A 23,163-nucleotide genomic window follows, 5' to 3' on the forward strand; every position below is an offset into this window, starting at 1 on the left:
ATATGAAAGGATGTATACATATGAGCCATGTAGACTTGAGAGCACGATCTCCGTGGTCAGCGTTAAACGATGTTCAAAGTGTTAGTATCTCCCCGCCTCAGCAGGCAATCGACGGGGAGATTAGAATTCCTGGAAGTAAAAGCTTTACGAACAGAGCGTTAATTATGGCTGGTTTGGCAAGCGGAACCACTGTTTTATCTGGCATTCTTAGAAGTGACGATTCCTACTGGTGTATCGATGCACTGAATAAATTGGGCATACAAACAGAGGTAAATGGTGATGAGGTGACGGTCCATGGGGCTGGTTCAATGTGGCCGAACGAACAAGCCGAATTGTACATAGGAGCAGCTGGAACGATTGCCCGTTTTCTTCCTGGGGCGTTAGCTGTAGGAAAGAAAGGGGACTGGGTGCTAGAGGCTAGTAAAAGGATGAGTGAACGACCTGTCAGACCATTAATCGATGCGCTCAAAGTGCTGGGTGCCGATATTGAATATCTAGAAAAAGACGGGTACTACCCTATGCGTATAAAGGCTAAACAACTCATGGGCGGCTCTGTTAGCATATCTGGGAAAGTTTCTAGTCAATTTATCAGCGGGCTCCTGTTAGCAAGTCCTTACGCGAAAAGAGAGGTGACCGTCACGATTCCGGATTATATTGTGCAGCAAGACTATGTCAAAATCACTTTGAACTTAATGGAGCAATTCGGAGTAAAGGCTCAATTCAATGAGAATTTTACAGAATTTAAAATCCCCAAATCAGAATACACAGGACGTCGTCTGCAGTTAGAAGCAGATGCCTCCACAGCGAGTTACTTTTTTGCTTTGGCCGCTATTACAAATGGCCGAATCAAAATTACGAACCTGACTTTCGGAACTAGTCAACCTGATATCGACATGCTAAGCGTGTATAAAAAAATGGGCTGTACGATAACAAGAGGGGAAGACTTTATCGAATTGGTAGGAACGCCACAGTTGAAGGGTGGATTTGACATTAGTATGAAGGAAATGTCAGATCAAACGTTGACATTAGCAGCGATTGCTCCTTTCGCAACAGGACCGATTACGCTGCGGGACGTTGAGCACATTCGACACCATGAATCTGATCGGATCAGCGCTATCTGTACAGAGCTGAAGAAGGCTGGAGTTAAAGTGGAGGAGTTTAAGGACGGGTTGACAGTTCATCCTACAACCCCTCAGGCAGCTACTTTGAATTCCTATGATGATCATCGAGTGGCCATGTCGTTAGCGCTGCTCGGAGTGAAAGTGCCAGGCATGGTGATCAACGATCCTGGATGCGTGTCGAAAACATGTCCTACTTATTTTGACTTGCTTCAGGGATTGGGTGTGGGTGTTCAGTACTCAAATTAGGACAGGGTAGGACAAGGAGCTGGTACCACCCGGTAGTGACATAGAAAGACCCATTGCGTTATTCGAAGAGTCCATCTTACCTTCTTTATGAAAAATGAAAGGAACTAATCTAACCAGATTAGTTCCTCCTTTGCACGCCCTGGCAAGCTAGCGTATGCGTATTAAAAATAGTTGCAACCGTTTATTCTAACTCTTAAATAGGCTCGTTGCATCCGGAAAAAATCTTCAAATTGTTGTAATGGTAGTTGCTCCTTAAGTCCGAAAACCTCTTGACGAAAGTATCTATTGTTTTCCCCTAGAACAAAATCTTCAACGATCTCCTCGTATGGTGATATGAGCTACTTTCCGTTCGACTAATTCGAGGTGTACCAGTTCCTAAAGTGGTATAATGGGAATGTGAAATATTTCACTAAGTTTCAATTAAGTCTCTTTCGGATGAGGAGATCGTATATATGAAGCAATTAAAAGGTATAGCAACTGTATCGAGGGCGTCTTTATGGGTTCTTGTTATTTCTGCGGTGTTGACGGGTGCGACGATTGTTGGGCAAGCGTATTTTTTTGTTGCGATTGTGGATGGCGTTTTTTTAAAAGAGAAGTCGTTTGAAGAGATTGTACCGCTACTTGGTGGTTTGCTAGCGGTTTTGCTGGCGCGGGTCACTTTCACGTATGTGAGCGGACGTGTCGGTGTTAAAGTAGCTTCAAGGGTAAAGCGTGATGTTCGTAAGGCCCTTTTAAATAAGTTTTCAAGAAACCCTATGCAGGCTTCTCTGCACGGGCAATCTGGTCAAAAAGTGAGTGTCATGATGGATGCTGTGGATGAGATAGACAGCTATTACAGCAAGTACCTTCCCCAGATGATTCAAACGTCTATTGTTCCGCTTATGATACTGAGCGTCGTGTTCACGCAACATATCTTTTCAGGTTTGCTCATGCTGATTTCGGCACCGTTTATTCCTATTTTCTTTATCATTATCGGGGTGAAGACGCAGAAGAAGTCGGAAACACAGTTGGAGAAGATGGCTGAGTTCTCGGGGCGATTTTTGGATACTTTGCAAGGGTTAATTACGTTGAAATTGTTTGGGCGGGCAGCTAGACAGAAAGAGGCGATACAACAGAGTAGCCTAGATTTTCGTGATGCCACGATGGACGTTTTGAAGATTGCCTTTTTATCGACGCTGACAATTGAGTTCATTTCCATGCTTAGCACAGGGTTGATCGCGCTTGAAATAGGACTGCGTCTCGTCGTATTCGAAAGCATCACCTTCTTTACTGCTTTCTTTGTGTTGATATTGGCTCCTGAGTTTTATTTGTCCTTGAAGGAGCTGAGTGCTGCGTTCCATACGGGTCGTGGGAGTATGGGTGCTGCGAAAAAGGTGGCAGAGGAATTAACGGAAACGGAGCAAGCAGTCCAATGGGGCGAGGAAACCTTACAAGCTCGATCGACGCCACCAGCGATCGGGCTGAGAGGGACAGGCTTCCGTTACGGTGAGGACGGCTTTGCGTTGAAAAATATCCAAGCAGAGCTTCCTCCATACGGGCAAATTGCCATTGTTGGACGAAGTGGCTCTGGAAAAACGACGCTGCTTCACCTGATTGCTGGGTTGGTTGCTCCTCAGGAAGGCGAAATGGTCGTCGATGGGCGGTTGCTATCAGATTACAAAGAGAAGGATTGGCTCGATCAGTTAAGTTATATCTCGCAGCATCCGTACCTGTTCTCCGGAACGATTGAGGAGAATATTGCGATTGGTGGTAGGCCAGGGGCATCCCGAGTGGAGGTAAAGAAGGCTGCCGAGAAAGCTGGCATCGCAGGCATGATCAAATCTCTTGAAAAGGGTTACGATACAGCCATTGGAGAAGCAGGAAGAGGTCTTTCTGGTGGTGAGAAGCAACGGATCGCCATTGCTAGAGCCTTTCTCAAAAAACCTTCCGTTATTCTGTTTGATGAGCCGACGACCGGACTCGATCTTCATACCGAGCGGATTTTGCAGGAATCTATGAAGGAGCTTTCTCAAAGCTCAACGGTCATTACGGTCGCGCATCGTCTCCATACGATTAAAAACGCAGACCAAATTCTCTTTTTATCTGATGGAGAGTTAGTGGCTACGGGAACACATAAGGAGCTAATCGGATCGGTAGTAGAATATCGCGACATGGTGTCTGCTCAGCAAGGGGGGAGTGCCGAGTGAAGGATTTATTGATTGTTACAAAGCTGGTGATGGTCGAGAAAAAGGACATTTTGTATTCTATCCTTTTCGGTTTTCTCGCGGCGATTACCGCTGTGGCTCTTTTTGCAGCAAGTGGTTATATGATTTCCAAGGCTGCTTTGGTGCCTCCTATAAACACGTTGACAATCATGATTGCGGTAGTGAAGCTCTTGGGAATTGCGAGAGCAGCAAGTCGCTATGCGGAACGATATTTTTCTCATCGGGCGACCTTTACAATATTGAGCAATTTGCGTGTCTCGTTTTACGAGAAGCTTGAGCCATTAGCGCCGGGGATCTTTCAAAAGTTTCGAAGCGGAGATCTACTTTCTAGAATTGTCGGCGACGTGGAAAGCTTACAAAACTTCTTTTTACGTGTGTTTTATCCGCCCATTGTATTGGTCATCGTCTTTTTAAGTACGATCTTCTTTGTCACTTTTTACTCGGTTACTGTTGCATTAGTCTTGCTCGTAGGTTTGTTGCTCACAAGCTTCGTAGTGCCAGCTGTATTCGCGGTAAGCCAAAGGACAATCGACCACCATGTGCGAGATGGTAGAGGAGAATTGTCTACTGAAGTGACCGAGTTTTTGTATGGCTATCGTGATTTGAAAATCTATCAAAAGCTCGATGGAAAAGAACAGCAACTAACGAACACTTCTGATGCCTATATTAAAGAACAGGAGAGAGAAGGAGTCCACGCTGTATTGGGCCAGTCAGTGAATACGATCGTTTCCCTCGTAATTTCTTGGTTTGTGCTTGCGCTAGGCGCTTATTTAGTTGTTGAGGGTCAGTTAGATGGTCTGTTCTTGGCGATGCTCGTGATGATTTCGCTCACTGTTTTTGAAAATGCGACTCCAATGGCTGTTCTACCGAGTCATTTGGAAGATAGTCGACGAGCGGCTACGCGGCTTTTTTCTGTGGTGAGTGAGGGATCTCCAGAGGAAGTACAGCAGAGAGAAATGGTGAAGCTCCACTCTGAGAAGGCTCTGTCGATTCAAATGGACGATGTGAGCTTTGCTTTTCCAGGAGAAGCTCGTACGACATTGAAAAACATCAACTTGAGTTTGCCAGTCGGATCGAAAACGACGATCGTCGGTCCGAGTGGTTCAGGGAAATCGACGTTGCTACAGCTTTTGTTGAAGATGAACACCGCTAATCAAGGTGGGATTTCTATAGATGGAACATCCGTCAACCGCATCCCACAAGAAAGTATTTGGGAAGAAGCGAATGTAGTTTTGCAGGAAAACCACTTTTTCTTCGGAACAATACGTGACAACTTGCTAATCGCTAATGATGGATTGACTGATGAAGAGATGGAAGGCATGTTAGCAAAGGTGAAGCTGAACTCATTCTCTTTATCGGACCCAGTATTTGAAAAAGGCGAGAATTTGTCTGGCGGGGAGAAGCAAAGACTAGCCATTGCCCGCGCTATGTTGAAAGGCGCGCATCTATGGTTGTTGGATGAACCAACCTCCTCAATAGATGTGCTAACGGAACGGTCGATTTACAATCACCTTTTCCATCAGGCGAAGGAAGATACTGTTGTTCTAGTTAGCCACCGACTAACAGGCTTGGAGAAGATGGATCAGATTATTGTTATGGAGCAGGGGACCATTATTGAATCAGGGTCGTTTGATGAGCTTATGGAGAAAAAAGGCTACTTCTATGAGATGAAGCAGATTGAGAAGAGTGTGCTGATGTGAGTTTATGAAGGGACTGTCCTAACCGTTGGGCAGTCCCTTTTGCATGTGCATGTTACTGTAGCCAAATGGTTACAGTAACAACTAGGTTTACAATCAAGGAGGGTAATCAATGGAAAGCACAAATGAATTTGTAAAGAAGGTACAAGATAATCAGAAGAAAGCCGAACAAAATAAGAAGCGTCAAGGTAGCCAGGATCCGAGTAACAAGCTACCTAATAAGCAGCACTAATGACGAGATCGCCGATTTGGCGGTCTTTTTTTGTGGAATTGCGAACGAAAAGAGCACTTTGACGATTTATCGGAACTATTTGTATAGGTAAATCGAGTTGTTGGGCAACTCTTTTTTGCACTTGTTAACCTGGTTCTGAGGAACGAAAATGTTAAAATACATAAAAGCCCATTTGGAGATGATGCATATGTTCTTAAGATCTATCAGTCTTCTGCGCGATGAAATCGGTTTTAGTAATCGTTATCCGTTTTCCATTCCTGCCATCAAAAGTCTCAATAAATTAGATTTAAAGAGCAAGGTAACCTTCTTTGTAGGCGAAAATGGCTCTGGAAAATCAACCTTACTGGAAGCTATTGCTGACAAATGCGAGTTCAATACAGCAGGCGGTGGACGGAATAATATGTATGATGTCCACGCTTCTGAATCTTCACTTGGTGATTTTATTAGACTTTCTTGGTTGCCCAAAATTACGAATGGTTTCTTCCTGAGGGCAGAATCTTTTTATCAGTTCGCCTCTCATATTGACGAGGTTGATAGTGATGGGTTCAGAGATTACGGTGGTCGTTCTTTGCATAAACAGTCGCATGGAGAATCTTTTCTATCCTTATTTGTGCACCGCTTTAAGGGCAAAGCTATTTATCTGTTAGATGAGCCAGAGGCAGCGCTATCTCCGCAAAGGCAGCTTGCGTTTTTGAGGGTCATTCATGATCTGGCGTCAGAGGGTGATAGTCAATTTATTATTGCCACGCATTCTCCAATTTTGCTAGGTTATCCAGATGCAACGATTTTGAGCTTTGACGATGGTGAGATTAAAGAAGTAGCGTATGAAGAAACGGATCATTATCAAATTACGAAGTACTTTTTACAGCATAGGGAGAAGTTTTTGGAGGAGATTTTGGAGAAGTAGTGATGGGAACGTATGTTCGTTTATAAAAGAAAATGATATAATGAAAGCAGTTACATAAAGTAGGTGGGCGGTTGATACTCCCTGACTGAAAGGGGGTGTTTCAAAATGATGACATATGAAGCAATGAACGTGCTCTTGCAATTTGGCATTCTCCTAGTGCCGGGTTAACACTGGTAGTAGGAATCATCGCACTCGTCATCAATAGAAAAAGAAGTAACCGCCCTACTCTGTCCAGGAATTGGGTGATTACTTCTTCTTCTTGTACACCTAACTAATGGTCAACCGCGCTACATGCGGTGTGTAACTGCTTGGCGAGGTCATCACACCTCGTCTTTTTTATTTCTCTACTGTATATATAAAAAGTATACATGAGTGAGAAGGTGGATTGCAATAGACTTGAATCTAAATCTGTTATGGTTCAAACTATGAGGTATCTGCCCACATTTTTAGCGAATAAAAGAGGTGGTATCCTATTTGGTAAAGAAACGAAGAAAAAGCAAAGTGAATAAAACGAATGTCGAGGATTTTGGAACTTCCTCGTTCTATTGCAAAGCATGTGATTTCCACTTTGACGTTGAATGGGAGGCCATCTGGATTGATTCCAACTTGTCTTTCATTCCCTTTAACAAGGAGAAGTGTTAAACTATCTCTACAAGACGGGAGTGATTCACATGTCATTGCCTTATTTAAAAGAGGCAATCGAAAGCGGAGATAGTGAGAAGCTGATTCGCTATGTGCGGTTGCACTTTGGTGATGGAAATGAAGAGGCTGGGCGTAAGGAGATTGATAAGTCGTGGATTGAGGCACTCAAGCTATTGCTAGACTCACCTGCCACAGATCGTGAGTTTATCTTTGAGACGCTTGAACAAAAAGATGCCGAGACGCTAGCACATCTTTACTTTCACCTTCATTTTTACTTTTCAAAGAGATCGGGGGAATGGATTCATGACGGAAACCTCTAAGCAAACGCAAATGAGGCCCGGTATTTGGGGTACGGTCAACGAACGGTACCCAGGTTCTATGATTACGAAACATGATTATGTCCCGTTAGCGCCCTTACAAAAGCCGTTGTCAGAGTCTAGGCTAACCTTTGTTAGTTCTGCGGGTGTTCAGCCAGTCGGAACGCTTCCTTTTGATACGGTTCATCCGATAGGCGATTATACATATCGGCAGGTTCCGTCTAATTTAAAGCCTGATGATTTAGAGATTCACCAGCTCAAGTATCCGACGGTGGGGGCAAATGAAGATTTGAACGTAATCTTCCCAATCGAGCGTTTACAAGAGCTTGCTGATGATGGAGTAATCGGGGGTTTAACGGACAATTTCTTTTCCTTTATCGGGTACAACATGGATCCAGATATGCTGGAGGAGAAGTTGGCGGAAGCTATTGCAGACGCTGTTGTGAAGGATCATGCGGATATCGCTTTATTGTGCCCGGCATGACCGATATGACATCAATCTGTCGCGCTCGTGCAGCGTGCTATAGAACGTAGGGGGATTCCTACGGTTTCATTGTCGGTTGCTCTAGATGTCACAGAGCATGCAAAGCCACCAAGAGCGGTGTTTTTGCCGTTTATGATGGGGCATCACTTTGGCGTGCCACATCATAAAGAACTTCAACGTCAAATTATTCTGGAAGCGTTTGACCATCTTACCCATGCAAAAGATAGTGGAGAAGTGAGTTACCCTTCGTTTAAGTGGGCGAAGGTGAGAAAAGAAGGAATAGCGATTAAGAAGTCGTTAGGGTTGAAGTAGTAATTTTATAATTAAGAAAAACCGGGGGCGCTTTTCCCCGGTTTTTTGCCTTCAAATGAGGTTCGACAAGATTCGGGGCGTACCAGTTCCTTTAAATTCTCTTAGAAGACTTTTTTGCGGTCGCGTTCTTCTTTTAGGAGTTCTACTGCTTCTCGGAAACGTTGGGAGTGGACAATCTCTCTTTCTCGTAAAAAGCGGAGGCTGTCGTTTAGGTCTGGGTCATCTGACATGTCAATGATCCATTGATAGGTTGCTCTAGCCTTTTCTTCTGCTGCTATGTCTTCATACAAATCAGCAATCGGGTCTCCTTTAGCTTGGATATAGGTTGCCGTGAACGGAGCACCTGCCGCATTGTGATAAAAAAGGGCACTGTCATGATTGGCGTAATGTGCGTCTAATCCAGCTGCTTTCATTTGCTCAGGCTTTGCGTCTTTGGTCAGTTTGTAGATCATGGTCGCGATCATTTCTAAGTGAGCAAATTCTTCTGTACCGATGTCTGTTAGCAATCCAATTACTTTTTCTGGAATCGTATATCTTTGGTTCAAATAGCGTAAAGCAGCGGCTAGTTCCCCGTCCGCTCCTCCGTATTGTTCAATTAGATATTTAGCCAGTGTTGGGTTACATGTGGAGACTTTTACAGGATATTGGAGCTTTTTCTCGTATACCCACATAAACAACAGACTCCTTTCTCATTAAACTTGCCATGGCCAAGGCGCCGTTCCCCAACTCCAGTTTTCATCCGTGTAACTGTTTCCGTACTGTTGGAGGGCTCCGTAATTGTTTTCGAATTGACTTTTGAGTTGTTTACTATACTGAGCAAACTGGTTGAACTGTTGCATGGCGTCGTAATCGTTTGGATGCGTATCTAAGTATAATGTAAGTTCGACAAGCACAAAATCCGCCTCTTGAATTTTTTCCAGAAGTTCGTAGTAGTGTTTTGGCAATGAGGACAATTCTAACTACCCCCTTTTCGCTTCGTATGGGTTTTCGTAGTAGTCATAAAATACGGGCCATAACGTTCCTCTTTTCAGTGCTTCGTGGGGTGGAAATTGTTCAAGATTTGTTGGTTGAAACCCAACATACAAATTTGGAGGGGTTGAATAATACTTTTTACCGATCGGTGGACACGGATCATAAGGACTGTGAAAAGGTTTGTACGTTTTTGTATGTGTGAACGGGTTTGAAGAATGACTCACAGTATACACCTCTATTCCAAAAGTTTTCCTCTTGTCACTGTATTCGCAGGCTCTTTGTCCTCATGCCAAAAAGTACTTAGTCATTGGAGATGTGTTGAGAGGTGTTTTTTCCATTTGTAGGCGATGATGATGCAAGTTGTGAGCGTGAGACTTAGCAGGAGTCCCATGCGTTGATTGGGATGAAATAAGGCACCTGTAATCGCGAATAGTATCAATCCTAACGAAAGATAAAATGTTCACTTTATCGGAAAGTAAAACAAGAGGAAGAGACTTGACGCCTCTCCCTCTTGTGTTTTTTGTTTTACTATAATCCCCGTTGCACCAGAGTGACCACAGGGGAATCAAGAAATTTGTAATCGTTCAACGAAGGCACGTGAATCCTCACATTACAATGGGAGCATAAGAAATTACATGTTCTACATGCCCCGCAACAATCTTTTAATAACCTCCGTATCCATATCCTCCACCGTATCCAACACCGCCGCCGTATCCGACGCCGCCACCTACATAAGACGCACCGATAATGATGAGAAGGATAAACAACACAACTAGTAAGGCAAAGCCTCCACCGTAAGCTCCACTCATGTCACACACCTCCAAATAATAAGGATAGTGCATCGTATGGAGAAATGACGATTTTTGTGTGGGTTCTGTTCCTTTTTGCCATTGTTATACTATTCAGAATAATGGGACGAGCGTTTCGTATATAAATAGTACACCTGTCTTTATAAGTGCATATTCTAGCAATGGAAGAAAATACTACGCTCAAGGAGGTGTACATCATGAACGGTACGAATCAAACGAAAGGTACTCATAAACAAACTTCTGAATCTCTCTCCAGCTCACTCAGCGCAAATGTTGCCAATATAAAGGAGACGTTTCGCTCATGTGACGATTTCGTATATCACCAAATGGATCTGAATCAAAAAAGTGTTGCCGTTTTCTATGTCTCACATTTAGTCAATAATCAGGAAATTTCTGATTTGCATAAAATGCTCTCTTCTCAAGAAGAATCACTACTAAATAGAACGCTGCACGCTGCGGATCAGATCAATAGTATAGCTGAACTTGCGAGTGAAGTGCTATCTGGACATACGGTTATTATCGTTGACGGAGTGAGTCACGCATACTCTTTTCAAACAAAGAAGACGACTGGTGGCGCTGTAAGAGAAGCCAACTCGGAACGGACTGTACGGGGTCCACAGGAGGGGTTTGTCGAAGATCTGGATACAAATCTTATGCTCATTCGAAAGAGGATCCGAACTCCCTCTTTAAAGATCGAAAATACGATTATAGGAACACAAACGCAGACGCAAGTGAGCGTTGTTTATATAGAAGGAATTGTAAACGATGATCTAGTGAAGGAAGTGCATAGACGGTTAGCTCAAATAAACATCGACGGTATATTAGAGAGCCAATATATAGAATCGATGATAAAAGATTCACCAAAGTCGCCTTTTCCAACAATTTATAGCACAGAACGACCTGATCAAGTGTGCGGAAATTTGTTGGAAGGTAAAGTCGCGATCATGATCGATGGGACGCCGTTTGTGCTAACTGCACCAACCGTGTTTGTTGAGTTCCTCCATGCTAGAGAAGATTATTATGGTAGTTCCCTTGTGGCCACTGTATTACGTTGGGTGCGTTTTCTAGGGATGTTTGTTGCACTTATTCTTCCAGCCTTTTACGTAGCGATGACGAGCTTTCACCAGGATTTGTTACAAACCTCTTTACTCATTAGGATTGCCGCCCATCGTGAGGAATTACCTTATCCAGTACTTGTGGAAGGGTTGTTTATGGTATTAACTTTTGAGCTCATTCGCGAGGCAGGAATACGCATGCCGAAATCGTTTGGAGGGGCTGTTATTACCATTTTGGGACTCGTTCTTATCGGACAAGCCGCTGTTCAAGCAAACATAATTGGGCCGGTTATGATGGTTGTTGTTTCAACCACAGCTTTAGTTTCCTTTATTTTACCGAACTATGCGTTTCATCAAATTATTCGTCTTTGTGGAGTCCCATTACTTTTACTAGCGGGATTTTTCGGGTTTATGGGCATTCTTGTCGGTCTTATGTTTGGACTCACTCACTTAGTTAGTTTGCGTTCATTTGAGGTTCCTTACTTATCTCCGGTATCTCCTGCTCGTAAAGAAGGATGGAAAGACGTATTTATTCGCGCACCTTGGTGGGCCATGACCACTCGTCCTCCAGGAATGGGTGTGGCAAATCAATACCGTGAGAGTCATTCAGTCTCTCCAGTTGAAAAAGAGGAGCGCTGACGATGAAGTATCTCATCCAATTCCTGTTTCTGTGTAATTTTGTATTTTTATTGTCGGGGTGCTGGAGTTCTCATGAGGCGGAGGATCTGTCCATTATTAATATCGTGGGTGTAGATGAAAATGAGCAGGGAGAACTCGAGCTTACAGCTAATCTCGTAAGACCTATGCCCAATACGGCTAGTGCATCAGCGGGCACAAATGGGGATAGTGAACAACCTAATCTTGTATCAGCGAGTGGGCAAAGTCTATTTGATGCGATGAGTAAGCTATCGAGTTCTATCTCGAAAAGGATGTATTTAGGACACGTAAATGTGCTCATTTTTGGAGAAATGGTAGCCCGCGACCACATGGAATCCGCTTTGGATTTCTTCAGAAGAGAAAATGATTTCCGACCGAATATAAAGATATTTATTACAAAAGGGTCAGCAAAAGAAGTGATGCAAACGAAACCGGCTCTACAGAGTACAATTGGTTTGGAAGTTGACAAGCTCTCAGAGAATGACCGATTCGCTTCCGCGGGTACGTTGAAGGACATTAGTAAATTTGTGGAGGATTTAACTAGTAATACAATTGATCCCACAACAAGTGGTATCACCCGTTCGATTAATAAAGGGATAGAATTTTCTAGTATTGAAACAAGCGGTGATGGTGAAGCAAGAGCTAAGCAGCAAGGGGAGACCGAGAACGAGACGACCAACGAAAGCAGTGCAGCTGTGGCTCTTGATGGAACAGCAGTTTTTCAAGGAGCAAAATTAAAAGGGTGGCTGAACGATCGAGAAACACGCGGGTTGATGTGGATGCTGGGGGAGGTAAGTAACAACAATATTGTGGTTCTACCGTGTAGCCAAGGTACCGTGAGCTTAAACACTCGAGACTCCAAATCCCGTTACTCTCCTCAATTGAGCAATGACGGAACGACTATGCGGGTGAACATACAAGTTGAGGCAGACATAGGGGAGTATACATGCGCTGATCCTGAGTTAGATTCCCGTCAGATCGAACGTTTAAACCGCCAACTTGAGGAAACCATTGAGGAGGAAGCTACCGCTGCTCTGCGGAAGGCGCAAAAACGGTGGCAGGCAGACGTCTTCGGATTTGGTAAGGCGATCTATCGTGATAACCCTAAAGCGTGGGATAAAATAGCTCCCGATTGGAGAAACGGATTACTCCAGAATCTACGTGTCGACTTAAATGTTTCTGCCAATATTTCAGGTCACGGAATGATCGAACAACCAAGTAAAGCCAATGAATCGAGGTAACAGATGAGTATTTTGCTGATCCTGCTATTGATTGTTTTAATTCTTGCTACTACAGGTTTTCATATTTTCCATTCTTGGAAGATGAAAGAGTATCGAACGTTTATATTTCAAACTGGAATTGTCAGTCTAAGTATAGTGGGGGGAGTTGTGATCATTCAAGATCCTCACTTGGTGTCCATTTCTGAATGGCTAAATGCGTTAAGTCCTTTAGGAAAATGAAAAGGGTAGCTATTGGAGGTACAGGTCATGATTGAAAAAGGTAGAATCAGCAATATTCAGGCTGCCATGTTAGCCATCACATCCTTAACGATCATTGGACATCTGATTTTACTAACTGTAGTCATTCAACAGAGTCGGCAAGACGGATGGATTGCTGCTATTATTGGGGCGATCTTAGGGTTAGTAGGGATACTTGCAGTGGTGAAACTAGCTCAGTGTTTTCCAGGGATCACACTTGTGGAGATTTTGTTCCAGCACTTTTCATGGGTTGGAAAAATCGTTGGTGTACTTTACCTTCTGTACTTCTATTTAATGGTGATTCTTGGGGTGCGATTATTTGCCGAGGCGTATAAAAAAATTATGGTAGAGACCCCGCAGTGGGCGTTTATAACCATCATTTTGCTGTTAACGTCTTATATCGTATATAAGGGATTAGAAACATTAGGACGCCTAAATCAAATTATGCTACCTGTGTTAGTCGTTATTGCGATTAGTGTAGTTTTTCTCACAATGGGTGAGCAAAAAGATTATACGAATTTATTGCCGGTGATGGGGAATGGCTTGTACCCTGTTGCGACTGGCTCTCTATCGGTGATGGCATGGTTCGGGGAGTTTGTCGTATTAGGAATGATGCTGCCTTACGTCCAACAGCCAAAAAAGCTTGTCAAAACAGGGATATGGTCGGCGGTGATTACGTTACTCTTTTTCTTAGGACCGATTACAGGGCCGATTGCGCTGTTTGGCCCAGTTGAAGCGGCTAAAATGGCGTTCCCTACGTTTTCAGAAGTGCGCTATATATCTGTAGGTGAAGTGTTGAACCGATTTGATACAATCGCAATCTTGTTTTGGACGGTGGGTTTAATGATTCGCATTTCCATTTTCTTTTACGGATTATGCTTAGGAACTGCGCAAGCTTTGAAAAGTACCTCCTATAGACCTTTTGTCATTCCAATGGCTTGGCTAATTGGTGTAGGGTCCATTTTGTTAGCACGAAATTACGCAGAGTTAAATGAATTTTTGTTTCAGTCTTATGTTCCGATTAATTTAGTAATGGGTGCTGCCCTTCCTGTCCTCTTTCTTTTGTTTAGACGTAGAAAGTCATGAGGAACTAATTTTACTGGTTTCCCTGCCTGGTAGGGAGACCTTTTTATGTTGTGGGGTAATTCAGAGCCCGATAAGGTGCGATACGTTATAATTAGGTGATAACCGATGAGCATGACGGTGGCAGGTTTGTAATAAAAAAGAGACGAGTTAGTTAGGGTGCTTATAACTTCTGTGGTAGCCATCTTTTAGATTAATAAGTACTCAGCACCGTGTGAAGGGAGTTTACATGAAAACAATAGGACTAGTCTTAGAAGGCGGCGGAATGAAAGGGGTTTATACGGCAGGTGTTCTCGAATACTTTATGGAGAAGGAGCTATATTTTCCTTATGTGATAGGGGTTTCCGCTGGTGCTTGCATGGCTGCCTCTTATTTATCCAGACAAAAAGGAAGAAATAAAAAGGTAAATATAGATTTAGTCAGTGATCCTCGGTACCTCTCCTTCCGAAACTTTGTGACAAAACGTCAAATGTTCGGTATGGATTTCTTGTTTGATGAGATCCCAAAGAATATCGTCCCCTTTGACTTCGATACGTTTTTGCAAGGACCAGAGAGAATGATTGTCGGGGCAACTGATTGTGAAACCGGAGAGGCTGTTTATTACACGAAACAGGAACATGGAGAGAACATGTTGCAAATTATTCGGGCATCCAGTTCTCTTCCGTTCATAGCACCGAGTGTTGAATACCAGGGTAAGCACCTTTTAGATGGGGGTATTATCGATCCTATTCCGATTCGTAAGTCACAGGCAGATGGAAATCGGAAGAATATCATTGTGATGACCAAAGAGGAAAATTATACGCTTCAACCAAGTCGATTTTCCTCAGTCATGAAACTTTTTCTAAAAAAACACCCGCGTATAGGCGAACGACTCATTGAAAGACATAGGCTCTATAAAGAAACGCTTACGCATATTGAATCCGAAAAAGAAACAGGAAATGTATTGGTCATACAGCCTAGTGCTCCAATCGGGGTAAGAAGGATTGAAAAAGACCAAAATAAACTTCTCCAGTTATATGAACTTGGGTATGCCGATGCAAAAAGGCGAGAACAAGAGATAAGGCAATTTATTGAGGCTGAATAGGAAGCCTGGTTTTACACTGTTTACCATCTATTACCATCCCTATCTTCTATTTCTAGGGGGAATTGTGTGTTGCGTCAGTTTGACAATAAAAAGTGGTTGTGTAACGAGCCTGATTTAGCTTTGCATGAAACTGATGAGCTAACGGTGAGCGTGTGGATGATTATCTGTTGAGTTTGTTGGGTAGGTTTCCGGATACATGAGGTAATAGTAGATTGATATATCAGAAATGTCCGCCTACTCATAGTCTACTTTCGTTCTTAACGGTACAATAAATACAAATGATTAAAACAGGAGGTCTGACATTCAATGAAACACAAAGAAATTTTGCTCACTTCAGAGGTAGAGAAGGTATATGAACAGTTACTCACACACCCACTCGTAAAGGACGGTCTGCATTTCATCCAGTCAAATAATGAAAAAACGTTACAAGACCAAATTGAAATCACAGAGATTCCAGCACCGACGTTTCAAGAGCGGGAGCGTGGTGAGGATTACGCGAGACGTTTGACTGAGTTGGGATTGGAGGATGTGCGCACGGATGAGGTAGGGAATGTGTTTGGCATTCGACGCGGTACGGGAGGGGGGCCGACTCTTTTCGTATCAGCACACTTGGATACGGTGTTTCCTGAGGGGACGAATATAAAAGCTACTGTTCGGGATGGGAAAGTGTATGCGCCGGGGATTTCCGATGACGGTCGGGGGCTGACTGCAGTGCTGACGCTACTTCGTACAATGAATACGATAAATATCCAATCAAAAGGCGATATCATCTTTGGTGCGACAGTTGGGGAGGAAGGACTGGGCGATTTGCGTGGTGTGAAGGCGTTCTTCAATGAGCGCGATGATGTTGATGGATTTATCTCTATTGAACCGGGGACACCGAGTCGAACTACCTATTTAGGAACAGGGAGCCGTCGATATAGTATTACGTACAAAGGACCTGGGGGACATAGCTTCGGGGCTTTTGGAATGCCGAGTGCGATTCATGCACTTGGGCGTGCGATTGCGCAGATTTCTAAGCTGGAAACACCAGAAGATCCTAAAACGACGTTCACTGTTGGAACTATTCATGGTGGGACATCGGTAAACACGATTGCAGCAAATGCAAATATGGTGTTGGATTTACGTTCAACGTCACAAGAAGAACTTTTGAGGTTGGAGGAAACGGTGTTGGCGATCGTTAAGCAAGCTTCTGAAGAGGAAAACAAACGCTGGGATCGGGATGTGATCTCAGTAAATATTGAACTAGTTGGAGATCGCCCAGCCGGTTCTCAGCCTAAAGACGCACCGATTGTTCAAGCGGCGCTGGCGGCAACTTCAGCTATAGGTTTTACACCTGAGTTAGGGGAGCCAATCAGTACTGACTCCAATGTACCCATCAGTTTAGGGATCCCTGCTGTAACACTAGGCGGGGGCGGTGACTTCGGTGGAGCACACACACTAGAGGAATTTTTTGATCCTAAAGATGCTTACTATGGTATTCAGAAAATCTTTTTGACGATGATTGGGCTAGTTGGGGTGGATCAGGTTAGTGAGCCTATTTTAAGTTATAGCAATTAGTGAGCAACTGTTTTGTTAGCATCTTTTGTTGCTGAAGAAGAAAATCCAACGTATATGGTTACAAACGCAATCGCGAGGTGCAGGATGTTCGTGGCTAACAAGAACATTATGCCTAACAATTCTTGTGTTAACAGTCCTGTCATTGCGATTAATGAAAAGCACCTAAAAGATATGGGTGCGCACTCGGCTCGGAATTAAAGGCGGTGTAGATTCAGGTCAAGAGAGCTTGGAGCGTTTCCAAGCTCTTTTTTCATGGAAATAGCTCTGTTTTACTATCCATCCCGAAGATTATTTGTTCTGTCGTCTAAAGATAAACACGCCTAAAAAAATAATAGCTGCTGAGCTGGTGCCTATGAGAATAGATGTTTGTAATCCGGTTTGAGATGGGTTGGCCTTGGTAACTTCCTCTTTGAAATCTGTTTTCCCTTTTTCTAACTCATCTAGATCGTTAGTTGCGTACTCGATTGCAGCTGTTCGGCTGCATAAGCTTACATGGAGTCCTTCCCCTGTCTGCCGGGCATAAACGAGATATTCCTTGCCAACTTCAAATTCAAACCCACACGATGCCGAAGAAATGGCTGTTTGAACGATGACTTCCTTCGTTTCAACGCCTTTCCACGTTTCCTCTACTTCCAAGGTTACCTCCACTAAATCACCGGAAGATCCTCCAAAAAATTGGGCGGGTTTTTCCATGTCTGTCACGACTCCACGAAAGACTGCATCACTTTTCTCGAGTTCTTTTTGAACGGACTCTGGTGGGACACATGAACAAGCCTGTGCCGTTTGGGTTGGTGGAAACATTGTGACAATTAGGAACGAAAAAAGTCCTACTACAAGCAGCTGCATCAAGGTTCTTTTCCTTTTCATTCACTTTCCTCCTATGGTACTTGTTTGTTATGGAACTGTTACTTATTAGACGATGGTCTATTGAATTAGTTACGATGGGGAAAGGTTGGAGGTATTTCGTTGGTAGTATAGCACAAGGGTGCAGAACATTATGTTGCGTGTTCTGCACCCTTGTGTTTTTTCATGAAGTGTCAATCGACAAAATTCGGGTCGTACCAGTTCCCTAAATAAACTGGTCGAAGAATTCAACGATTTTGCGGTTGACCTTGATTTCGTTTTCTTTTTTGGAGAAGCCGTGGCCTTCGTCTTCGAGGACGAGGTATTCGACTTTGCGCCCCTTTTGTTGGAGTGCTTCGACGATTTGATCGGATTCTTCTTTAACGACACGCGGATCGTTGGCACCTTGAATAACGAGCATCGGCTTCACCATTCCATCAAGGTGAGTAATCGGCGAATACTCAGTGAGCTTCTCTTTATCTTTGACAGGGTCACCCACCCATTGATTCATGAATGGCTTCCAAAATTCAGGCACTGATTTAATGAACGAGAACAGATTGCTAACACCGAAAATATCGACAACCGCTTTAAAATAATTCGCATGACGACCATGCAAAAGAAGCGCCATGTAGCCACCATAGCTTCCGCCCATAAGGAGGATTTTGTCGCGGTCAGCGTAGCCGTTTTTAATGAGCCACTCGAGACCTTCCACGTTGTCTAAGCGCGGGCCATCTCCCCAATCGCCTTCGACCATTTTCATAAACTTCAACCCGTAATTCGAAGAGCCTCGGAAGTTCGGGGCAAAAATAGAGTAGCCGCGATTCACGAGAATTTGGAAGAGTGCACGGAACCATTTTCGTTCTAACGATTGCGGTCCACCGTGTGGCCAAAGAATGACGTGCCCATTCGAGTTCTCTTCCTTAGCTCTAAAGAATAACGCTTCAATTTCCAGCCCGTCATAGGAAGGATATTTGAGAACTTCTGGTTCTGCAAGATCTTCATCCGCAACGCCAGGAACGCGGTAATGCGTCAATTCGTCCCACGACTCGCCTTGATCTGTCGACTTGAAAATATTGAAAGGACGCGTCGCATCACGACCGAGAAGGTATAGGTTTCCATTTTCTAGCACGACAACTTTTGTCACAACACTAGTAGGTGCCACTAGCTGCTTCAACTCACCCAGGGTAAGCTCGTACTGATAAAAACGATCCTCAACGCCTTGTGAGCCTACCAAATATAATACATTGTGCTCTTTATTGAATTTCACACTAGAGAAATCCTCTTCCTCAATTTCTAGCACCTTCGCGAACTGCTTCGTATTGAGGTCGAATTTTGCTAGGTAAGAAAGGTCAGCATCATAGTCAGTTATGAAGTAAATCTCTTTCTCTGACGTGTAAGCAAAACCAGACACCGTATGCTGATCCGAAGTTTCAGGAGTTAACAAAAAGTCCTCGCCATCGACACGGACGTAGGCTAAAGAATTCGTATTCCCAAAGCTCTTTACATAAACGAAGCTGTTTTCCTCTGGACTCACTGCTTGGACAAAAGTAGGCGCCTCTGCACCTTCAAGAATAGTTTCTTCCTGGCCAGTCTCTAGATTATAAATATGAGAGTTTAAGTAAGTAGGATTCCCGTTCGTTCCCGTGTAATAGAGTCGCGTCCCGTCTTTAGAAAGGTTTGCAAAGAAGTGACGCTCACCCTCTTGCACGCGAAGGGGAACTAATTCACCGCCATGTGGTTGCAGTGCATATAATTGCGTGTTCTCATCTCCATCGTTGTCAAAACCAACAACAACAAAGCGACCTTCCTTATCAAAGTGCAACGCTTGTGAGCTTTGGTTCTTGAACGTAAGCGGATAAGGAAACTGGTTCGGCAAGTCCATTGCCCACAAATTGTAGTGACCATTTAAATTTGTACTAAGAATTAACTGCTTCTCATCAGGACGAACAATAAAGTCTTGAATGAGCATCGTGCGAAAATACTGCTCAACATCAGGTTTCGGAAACTGAATCATTTCAAACACTTCCTTTTCTAAACATTACTATTATTCTATCACACCTCTTCTCGGAACTGGTACCACCCGAATTATGTCGAAAGTTTTTAATTTGGTACAGATGTATGTAGAGGTGTTTATCCTAAAATAAAGGTAAACGCGAATCATTCAATTTGTAACGATCAGTCGACAAAATTTTACAAATATCGGGGCGTGCCAGTTCCGAGATGACTCCAAGTTCCGAGATGACTCTTCGAATTTTTCTGTATCATGAAGGATTAATAAGAATAGAAGAGAAGTAATTGTTAAATAAGCGTATTGCACTGATGAAGGAGGAAGTTCAATGTATAAAGTTGGATTCATTGGCACGGGAGTCATGGGGCAGGGCATGGTGAAAAATCTACTGAAGGCTGGTTTTCCAGTTCAAGTATATACTCGTTCAAAGCAAAAAGCGGAAATACTCATAGAGGAAGGAGCCAAGTGGTGCGATTCACCTGCGGAAGTAGCGAGTACAGCAGATGTGGTGATCACCATGGTTGGCTACCCGGCAGATGTAGAACAAATTTACTTCGGTGAGCAAGGGACTTTAGTGAATGCAAAACAGGGTACATTCGTTATCGATATGACGACATCGAAGCCATCGCTCGCGCAGCGCATTTTTGTAGAGGCCAGTCAGAGAGGGGTTTATTCACTAGATGCACCAGTTTCGGGTGGGGACATTGGTGCACGGAATGGAACGCTTTCCATCATGGTTGGCGGAGAACGGGAAGCGTTTCAACAGATGAGCGATGTTTTTCAGGCGATGGGCACACAGGTTATTTACCAAGGGGCAGCAGGCGCAGGACAACATACGAAAATGTGCAACCAAATTGCGATTGCTTCGAACATGATCGGCGTTACAGAGGCGCTCACTTATGCAAAACAAGCAAAGCTCAATCCACAGACGGTTCTAGAAAGCATCACATCTGGAGCGGCAGGAAGTTGGTCTCTTTCCAATTTAGTTCCACGTATGATCAAAGGGGACGATGCACCGGGTTTCTACATTAAACACTTTGTGAAAGATATGGGCATTGCGTTAGAGGAAATGGAAACGATGGACATTAACTTGCCAGGATTAAAGCTTGCCAAGAAGATGTATGATCAGCTAGTTGAGTTGGGGTTCGAAGACAATGGGACGCAGGCTTTGTATAGGTGGTATGAAGAATAGTGACGTTTCTGGGAACTGGTACGCCCCGAATTTTGTCGAACGTGTTTAAGATAGTAAAACAAAAGATGATTAGAAGTAAAAAGTTTGAATGTTCTATCTACTCATATCGATATATGTAATAATAAGGTTGTGAGTATGAATTACAAGGAGGATGTGATGAAGCAAATTCAAGTGTTGTCGTTATTTTAGAATCACATACGGCAACAGTCGTCATAGAATTGCAGGAGAGGAGAAGGTAGGTAGATACAACACCCATCTAAAAAATCTGTAGATTCATTCACTACAAATACTCTTCGATTTTCAGCACAAAACTTACTCTTACTGTGAAGAGGTGCTTCGTGAATCCAATTCCAGATTATCTAAAAAAGGGACTTAATATACTATTTGTAGGTTTCAATCCAAGTGTGCGCTCTGCTGAGACGGGGCATCACTATGCGAATCCAAACAATCGCTTTTGGACAATTTTGCACAAGGCTGGGTTAACGCCGAGGAAGTTTGCTCCTGAGGAAGATGGAAAATTGCTCGATCTTGGATTCGGGCTGACGAACATTGTGGCGAGACCCACCCTAGCTGCTGCCGACATTACGAAAGAAGAATATAAAGAAGGAAAGGAGATCCTGCGAGATACCGTTCAGTACTACCGACCGAAAATCGTTTGCTTTGTTGGCAAAGGAGTGTACGAGCAATACAGTGGGAAGCGCAAGTTATCGTGGGGCGTGCAAGAGGAACAGGTAGTTGAGGGTGTGCTTGAGTTTGTCGCCCCGTCTTCAAGTGGTCTTGTGCGGATGAAGCTAGATGACATTGTTTTTATTTATAGTGAGCTAAATCAGCTACTCATGAAGCTAAAGCAAACCTAGCCAGAAATTATTCTACGGAAAATTTCCAAGTCGATTAGGAGACCCGGGAGGAAACTTTGAAACATCGAGACGATTCCGTAAATGCCTGCGATCTCTTTTTCAGTGTAATAACGTTCGAGTTTGCCTCGGCTTATCGTAACAGGGAAAGGGAATTTGTGAGCCAATGTAACTGCCCTTTTCTTTAAACTAGTCTGGAGAAGAGTATATTCGTCTGTTGATGCATATGGTTTTAGTACGCCCCACCCAGTGGACAGAAATTGCGGGTAGTTAGCCAAAGCTCGGTAGTCACTAGCCACATCAAACGTTCCTAGCGTCTTTGATATAGTAAGAAGCAGTCTTCGCGTTGGTTCAGGAGCTTGTTTAATATGGATGAGCTGGATTTGTGGCAAGCCTGGTAGGATTCCTGGTTGCAAAAACCCTTTTGGCTCGTTTTTTCCTAAAATGGGACGATTGCTTAAGCTCTCGGACCAGGCACTAACGAGTAGTAGAAGCTTCGGATTAACATAATTAAACGTAAAAATTGTCCTTTTAATCGCCTCGATTGTCTTAGGGGGGTAGTGTGCTTGCCAATCCCAACTTGGCGTCTGAAGGGAAACAGGAGGGTAGCGTAACTCTTTTGCCATTTCCTCTACTTCAAACGTCAACATGTTTGTCCGCACTTCACTCCAAGCCAATTCCAGAAATCTCTCGTAAAAGGCGAGCGTTCTAAAAAGAAAATTAACGACCGGTACTTTCAAAACAAATTGGATATCTGCATAAAGGGTGTTAACCGCACCAACAGCATCTTCTGGAAATACTTCCGGAACATTGTAATTTTTCTGCATAAAATTCCTCCTTGTCGTCGCATGATAGTAGGGCCGATAACATGACTTCGTAAAGATATGAGTGGAAGAATGGATTTAGAACAGGATCATCTAGATGGGAATTGTCCCTCGTTATATATAAAGGTAATGGCGTGAGGGGATTAACCAGTCCCTGTCCATTATCTTCATATACAAATATAGTGGAAAAATAAAAGAAGTAATCGCCGTTATCCAAAGGGTAGGCGATTACTTCTTTTTCGTTCATTTGATGCAATTCGAGGCGTGCCACTTCCCGTAGTTTAGAAGTTTAATACCCACGCAGAGCCACCTACTACTGTGACTGCAAGGAGTATTCCGATTGCTAACGTGAGTAGAATATAGCCGCGATTCTTTGTTTCTTTGAGATGCATGAAGTAATAAATTTGCACAAGGAATTGCAAACAGGCCGCTAGTAAAATGAACACGATGAGGTAGGTTTTTTCCAACATGTCATTTAACACGAGAACCAAAGGAATAATGGTCAGCACGATTGAAAGGGCAAAACCGATGATGTAGGAATTTGCAGATGTATCATGTTGATCGTTATGGTCGTTTTTCACC

24 protein-coding genes are annotated in these 23,163 nt (G+C 43.5%); 16 read left to right on the forward strand and 8 right to left on the reverse strand.

Features of this window, described 5'->3' with window-relative positions; all coding sequences use genetic code 11:
• Positions 1 to 20 precede the first annotated feature (20 nt).
• The 8 genes from aroA to HHK01_RS01740 all read left to right on the forward strand — a co-directional run bounded on the left by aroA (position 21) and on the right by HHK01_RS01740 (position 8,162).
• Complete coding sequence (aroA, locus tag HHK01_RS01705; protein ID WP_170006127.1) at positions 21 to 1,367, forward strand: 3-phosphoshikimate 1-carboxyvinyltransferase; 1,347 nt, start codon at positions 21 to 23, stop codon at positions 1,365 to 1,367.
• Positions 1,368 to 1,819: 452 nt separating this feature from the next.
• Positions 1,820 to 3,553, forward strand: a complete 1,734-nt coding sequence (cydD, locus tag HHK01_RS01710; RefSeq protein ID WP_170006130.1) for a thiol reductant ABC exporter subunit CydD — start codon at positions 1,820 to 1,822, stop codon at positions 3,551 to 3,553.
• Entirely contained in the window at positions 3,550 to 5,271 is a 1,722-nt protein-coding gene (cydC, locus tag HHK01_RS01715) for a thiol reductant ABC exporter subunit CydC (protein WP_170006131.1), read from the forward strand. Before cydD ends, cydC begins: the two co-directional genes overlap by 4 nt.
• A gap of 109 nt (positions 5,272 to 5,380) precedes the next feature.
• Entirely contained in the window at positions 5,381 to 5,500 is a 120-nt protein-coding gene (locus HHK01_RS01720) for a DUF4023 domain-containing protein (protein ID WP_170006133.1), read from the forward strand.
• 187 nt (positions 5,501 to 5,687) lie between these two features.
• The gene (locus tag HHK01_RS01725; protein ID WP_170008613.1) at positions 5,688 to 6,407 is read left to right on the forward strand and encodes an AAA family ATPase; all 720 of its coding nucleotides are present in this window, start codon (positions 5,688 to 5,690) and stop codon (positions 6,405 to 6,407) included.
• Positions 6,408 to 7,078: 671 nt separating this feature from the next.
• Positions 7,079 to 7,369 carry a hypothetical protein gene (locus tag HHK01_RS01730; RefSeq protein WP_170006135.1) on the forward strand — a complete coding sequence of 97 codons (291 nt, stop codon included), beginning with the start codon at positions 7,079 to 7,081 and terminating at the stop codon, positions 7,367 to 7,369.
• On the forward strand, positions 7,353 to 7,850 hold the full coding sequence (locus HHK01_RS01735; RefSeq protein ID WP_170006137.1) for a glycine/sarcosine/betaine reductase selenoprotein B family protein: 498 nt from the start codon (positions 7,353 to 7,355) through the stop codon (positions 7,848 to 7,850). Before HHK01_RS01730 ends, HHK01_RS01735 begins: the two co-directional genes overlap by 17 nt.
• A gap of 69 nt (positions 7,851 to 7,919) precedes the next feature.
• Positions 7,920 to 8,162 carry a hypothetical protein gene (locus HHK01_RS01740; RefSeq protein ID WP_170006139.1) on the forward strand — a complete coding sequence of 81 codons (243 nt, stop codon included), beginning with the start codon at positions 7,920 to 7,922 and terminating at the stop codon, positions 8,160 to 8,162.
• 101 nt (positions 8,163 to 8,263) lie between these two features.
• Here the strand turns inward: HHK01_RS01740 and cotJC are convergent, their stop codons facing one another.
• The 4 genes from cotJC to HHK01_RS15860 form a co-directional block, all read right to left on the reverse strand.
• Entirely contained in the window at positions 8,264 to 8,833 is a 570-nt protein-coding gene (gene cotJC, locus HHK01_RS01745; protein WP_170006141.1) for a spore coat protein CotJC, read from the reverse strand.
• A gap of 21 nt (positions 8,834 to 8,854) precedes the next feature.
• Entirely contained in the window at positions 8,855 to 9,115 is a 261-nt protein-coding gene (locus HHK01_RS01750) for a spore coat protein CotJB (RefSeq protein ID WP_170006143.1), read from the reverse strand.
• Positions 9,116 to 9,121: 6 nt separating this feature from the next.
• On the reverse strand, positions 9,122 to 9,358 hold the full coding sequence (locus HHK01_RS01755) for a spore coat associated protein CotJA (RefSeq protein WP_170006145.1): 237 nt from the start codon (positions 9,356 to 9,358) through the stop codon (positions 9,122 to 9,124).
• Between the two features lie 438 nt (positions 9,359 to 9,796).
• Positions 9,797 to 9,976, reverse strand: a complete 180-nt coding sequence (locus HHK01_RS15860) for a YjcZ family sporulation protein (RefSeq protein WP_194241277.1) — start codon at positions 9,974 to 9,976, stop codon at positions 9,797 to 9,799.
• A gap of 164 nt (positions 9,977 to 10,140) precedes the next feature.
• Here HHK01_RS15860 and HHK01_RS01765 point away from each other — a divergent pair, with 164 nt between their 5' ends.
• The 6 genes from HHK01_RS01765 to HHK01_RS01790 all read left to right on the forward strand — a co-directional run bounded on the left by HHK01_RS01765 (position 10,141) and on the right by HHK01_RS01790 (position 16,860).
• Complete coding sequence (locus tag HHK01_RS01765; RefSeq protein ID WP_170006149.1) at positions 10,141 to 11,637, forward strand: spore germination protein; 1,497 nt, start codon at positions 10,141 to 10,143, stop codon at positions 11,635 to 11,637.
• Positions 11,638 to 11,639: 2 nt separating this feature from the next.
• Complete coding sequence (locus tag HHK01_RS01770) at positions 11,640 to 12,896, forward strand: Ger(x)C family spore germination protein (protein WP_170006151.1); 1,257 nt, start codon at positions 11,640 to 11,642, stop codon at positions 12,894 to 12,896.
• A 3-nt stretch (positions 12,897 to 12,899) separates the two neighbouring features.
• A complete protein-coding gene (locus HHK01_RS01775) occupies positions 12,900 to 13,115 on the forward strand; it encodes a hypothetical protein (protein ID WP_170006153.1) in 216 nt (71 codons plus the stop codon).
• Between the two features lie 27 nt (positions 13,116 to 13,142).
• Entirely contained in the window at positions 13,143 to 14,219 is a 1,077-nt protein-coding gene (locus HHK01_RS01780; RefSeq protein ID WP_170006154.1) for a GerAB/ArcD/ProY family transporter, read from the forward strand.
• Between the two features lie 226 nt (positions 14,220 to 14,445).
• Complete coding sequence (locus HHK01_RS01785; protein ID WP_170006155.1) at positions 14,446 to 15,300, forward strand: patatin-like phospholipase family protein; 855 nt, start codon at positions 14,446 to 14,448, stop codon at positions 15,298 to 15,300.
• A gap of 306 nt (positions 15,301 to 15,606) precedes the next feature.
• Positions 15,607 to 16,860, forward strand: a complete 1,254-nt coding sequence (locus tag HHK01_RS01790) for a M20/M25/M40 family metallo-hydrolase (protein WP_170006156.1) — start codon at positions 15,607 to 15,609, stop codon at positions 16,858 to 16,860.
• Between the two features lie 288 nt (positions 16,861 to 17,148).
• Here HHK01_RS01790 and HHK01_RS01795 read toward each other — a convergent pair whose 3' ends face one another.
• Positions 17,149 to 17,727 (reverse strand): hypothetical protein, encoded by a 579-nt coding sequence (locus tag HHK01_RS01795; protein WP_170006157.1) that lies wholly within the window; start codon positions 17,725 to 17,727, stop codon positions 17,149 to 17,151.
• 202 nt (positions 17,728 to 17,929) lie between these two features.
• Positions 17,930 to 19,717, reverse strand: coding sequence for a S9 family peptidase (locus HHK01_RS01800; protein ID WP_170006158.1), 1,788 nt, complete (start codon positions 19,715 to 19,717; stop codon positions 17,930 to 17,932).
• A gap of 322 nt (positions 19,718 to 20,039) precedes the next feature.
• Between HHK01_RS01800 and HHK01_RS01805 the strand changes: the two genes are divergently transcribed.
• Complete coding sequence (locus HHK01_RS01805; RefSeq protein ID WP_170006159.1) at positions 20,040 to 20,903, forward strand: NAD(P)-dependent oxidoreductase; 864 nt, start codon at positions 20,040 to 20,042, stop codon at positions 20,901 to 20,903.
• 338 nt (positions 20,904 to 21,241) lie between these two features.
• On the forward strand, positions 21,242 to 21,760 hold the full coding sequence (gene mug, locus HHK01_RS01810; protein ID WP_170006160.1) for a G/U mismatch-specific DNA glycosylase: 519 nt from the start codon (positions 21,242 to 21,244) through the stop codon (positions 21,758 to 21,760).
• On the opposite strand, the gene HHK01_RS01815 is transcribed toward mug, so the two are convergent.
• Both HHK01_RS01815 and HHK01_RS01820 read right to left on the reverse strand, forming a co-directional pair.
• The gene (locus HHK01_RS01815) at positions 21,757 to 22,584 is read right to left on the reverse strand and encodes a halocarboxylic acid dehydrogenase DehI family protein (protein WP_170006161.1); all 828 of its coding nucleotides are present in this window, start codon (positions 22,582 to 22,584) and stop codon (positions 21,757 to 21,759) included. The two genes, mug and HHK01_RS01815, sit on opposite strands and share 4 nt — an antisense overlap.
• Before the next feature lie 278 nt (positions 22,585 to 22,862).
• Positions 22,863 to 23,162, reverse strand: a complete 300-nt coding sequence (locus HHK01_RS01820) for a cytochrome o ubiquinol oxidase subunit IV (RefSeq protein WP_170006162.1) — start codon at positions 23,160 to 23,162, stop codon at positions 22,863 to 22,865.
• Between the last annotated feature and the right edge of the window lies 1 nt (position 23,163).

Origin of the sequence: Bacillus fonticola (assembly GCF_012955605.1) — a bacterium.
In the GTDB taxonomy this organism is placed as follows: domain Bacteria; phylum Bacillota; class Bacilli; order Bacillales; family JC228; genus Bacillus_CG; species Bacillus_CG fonticola.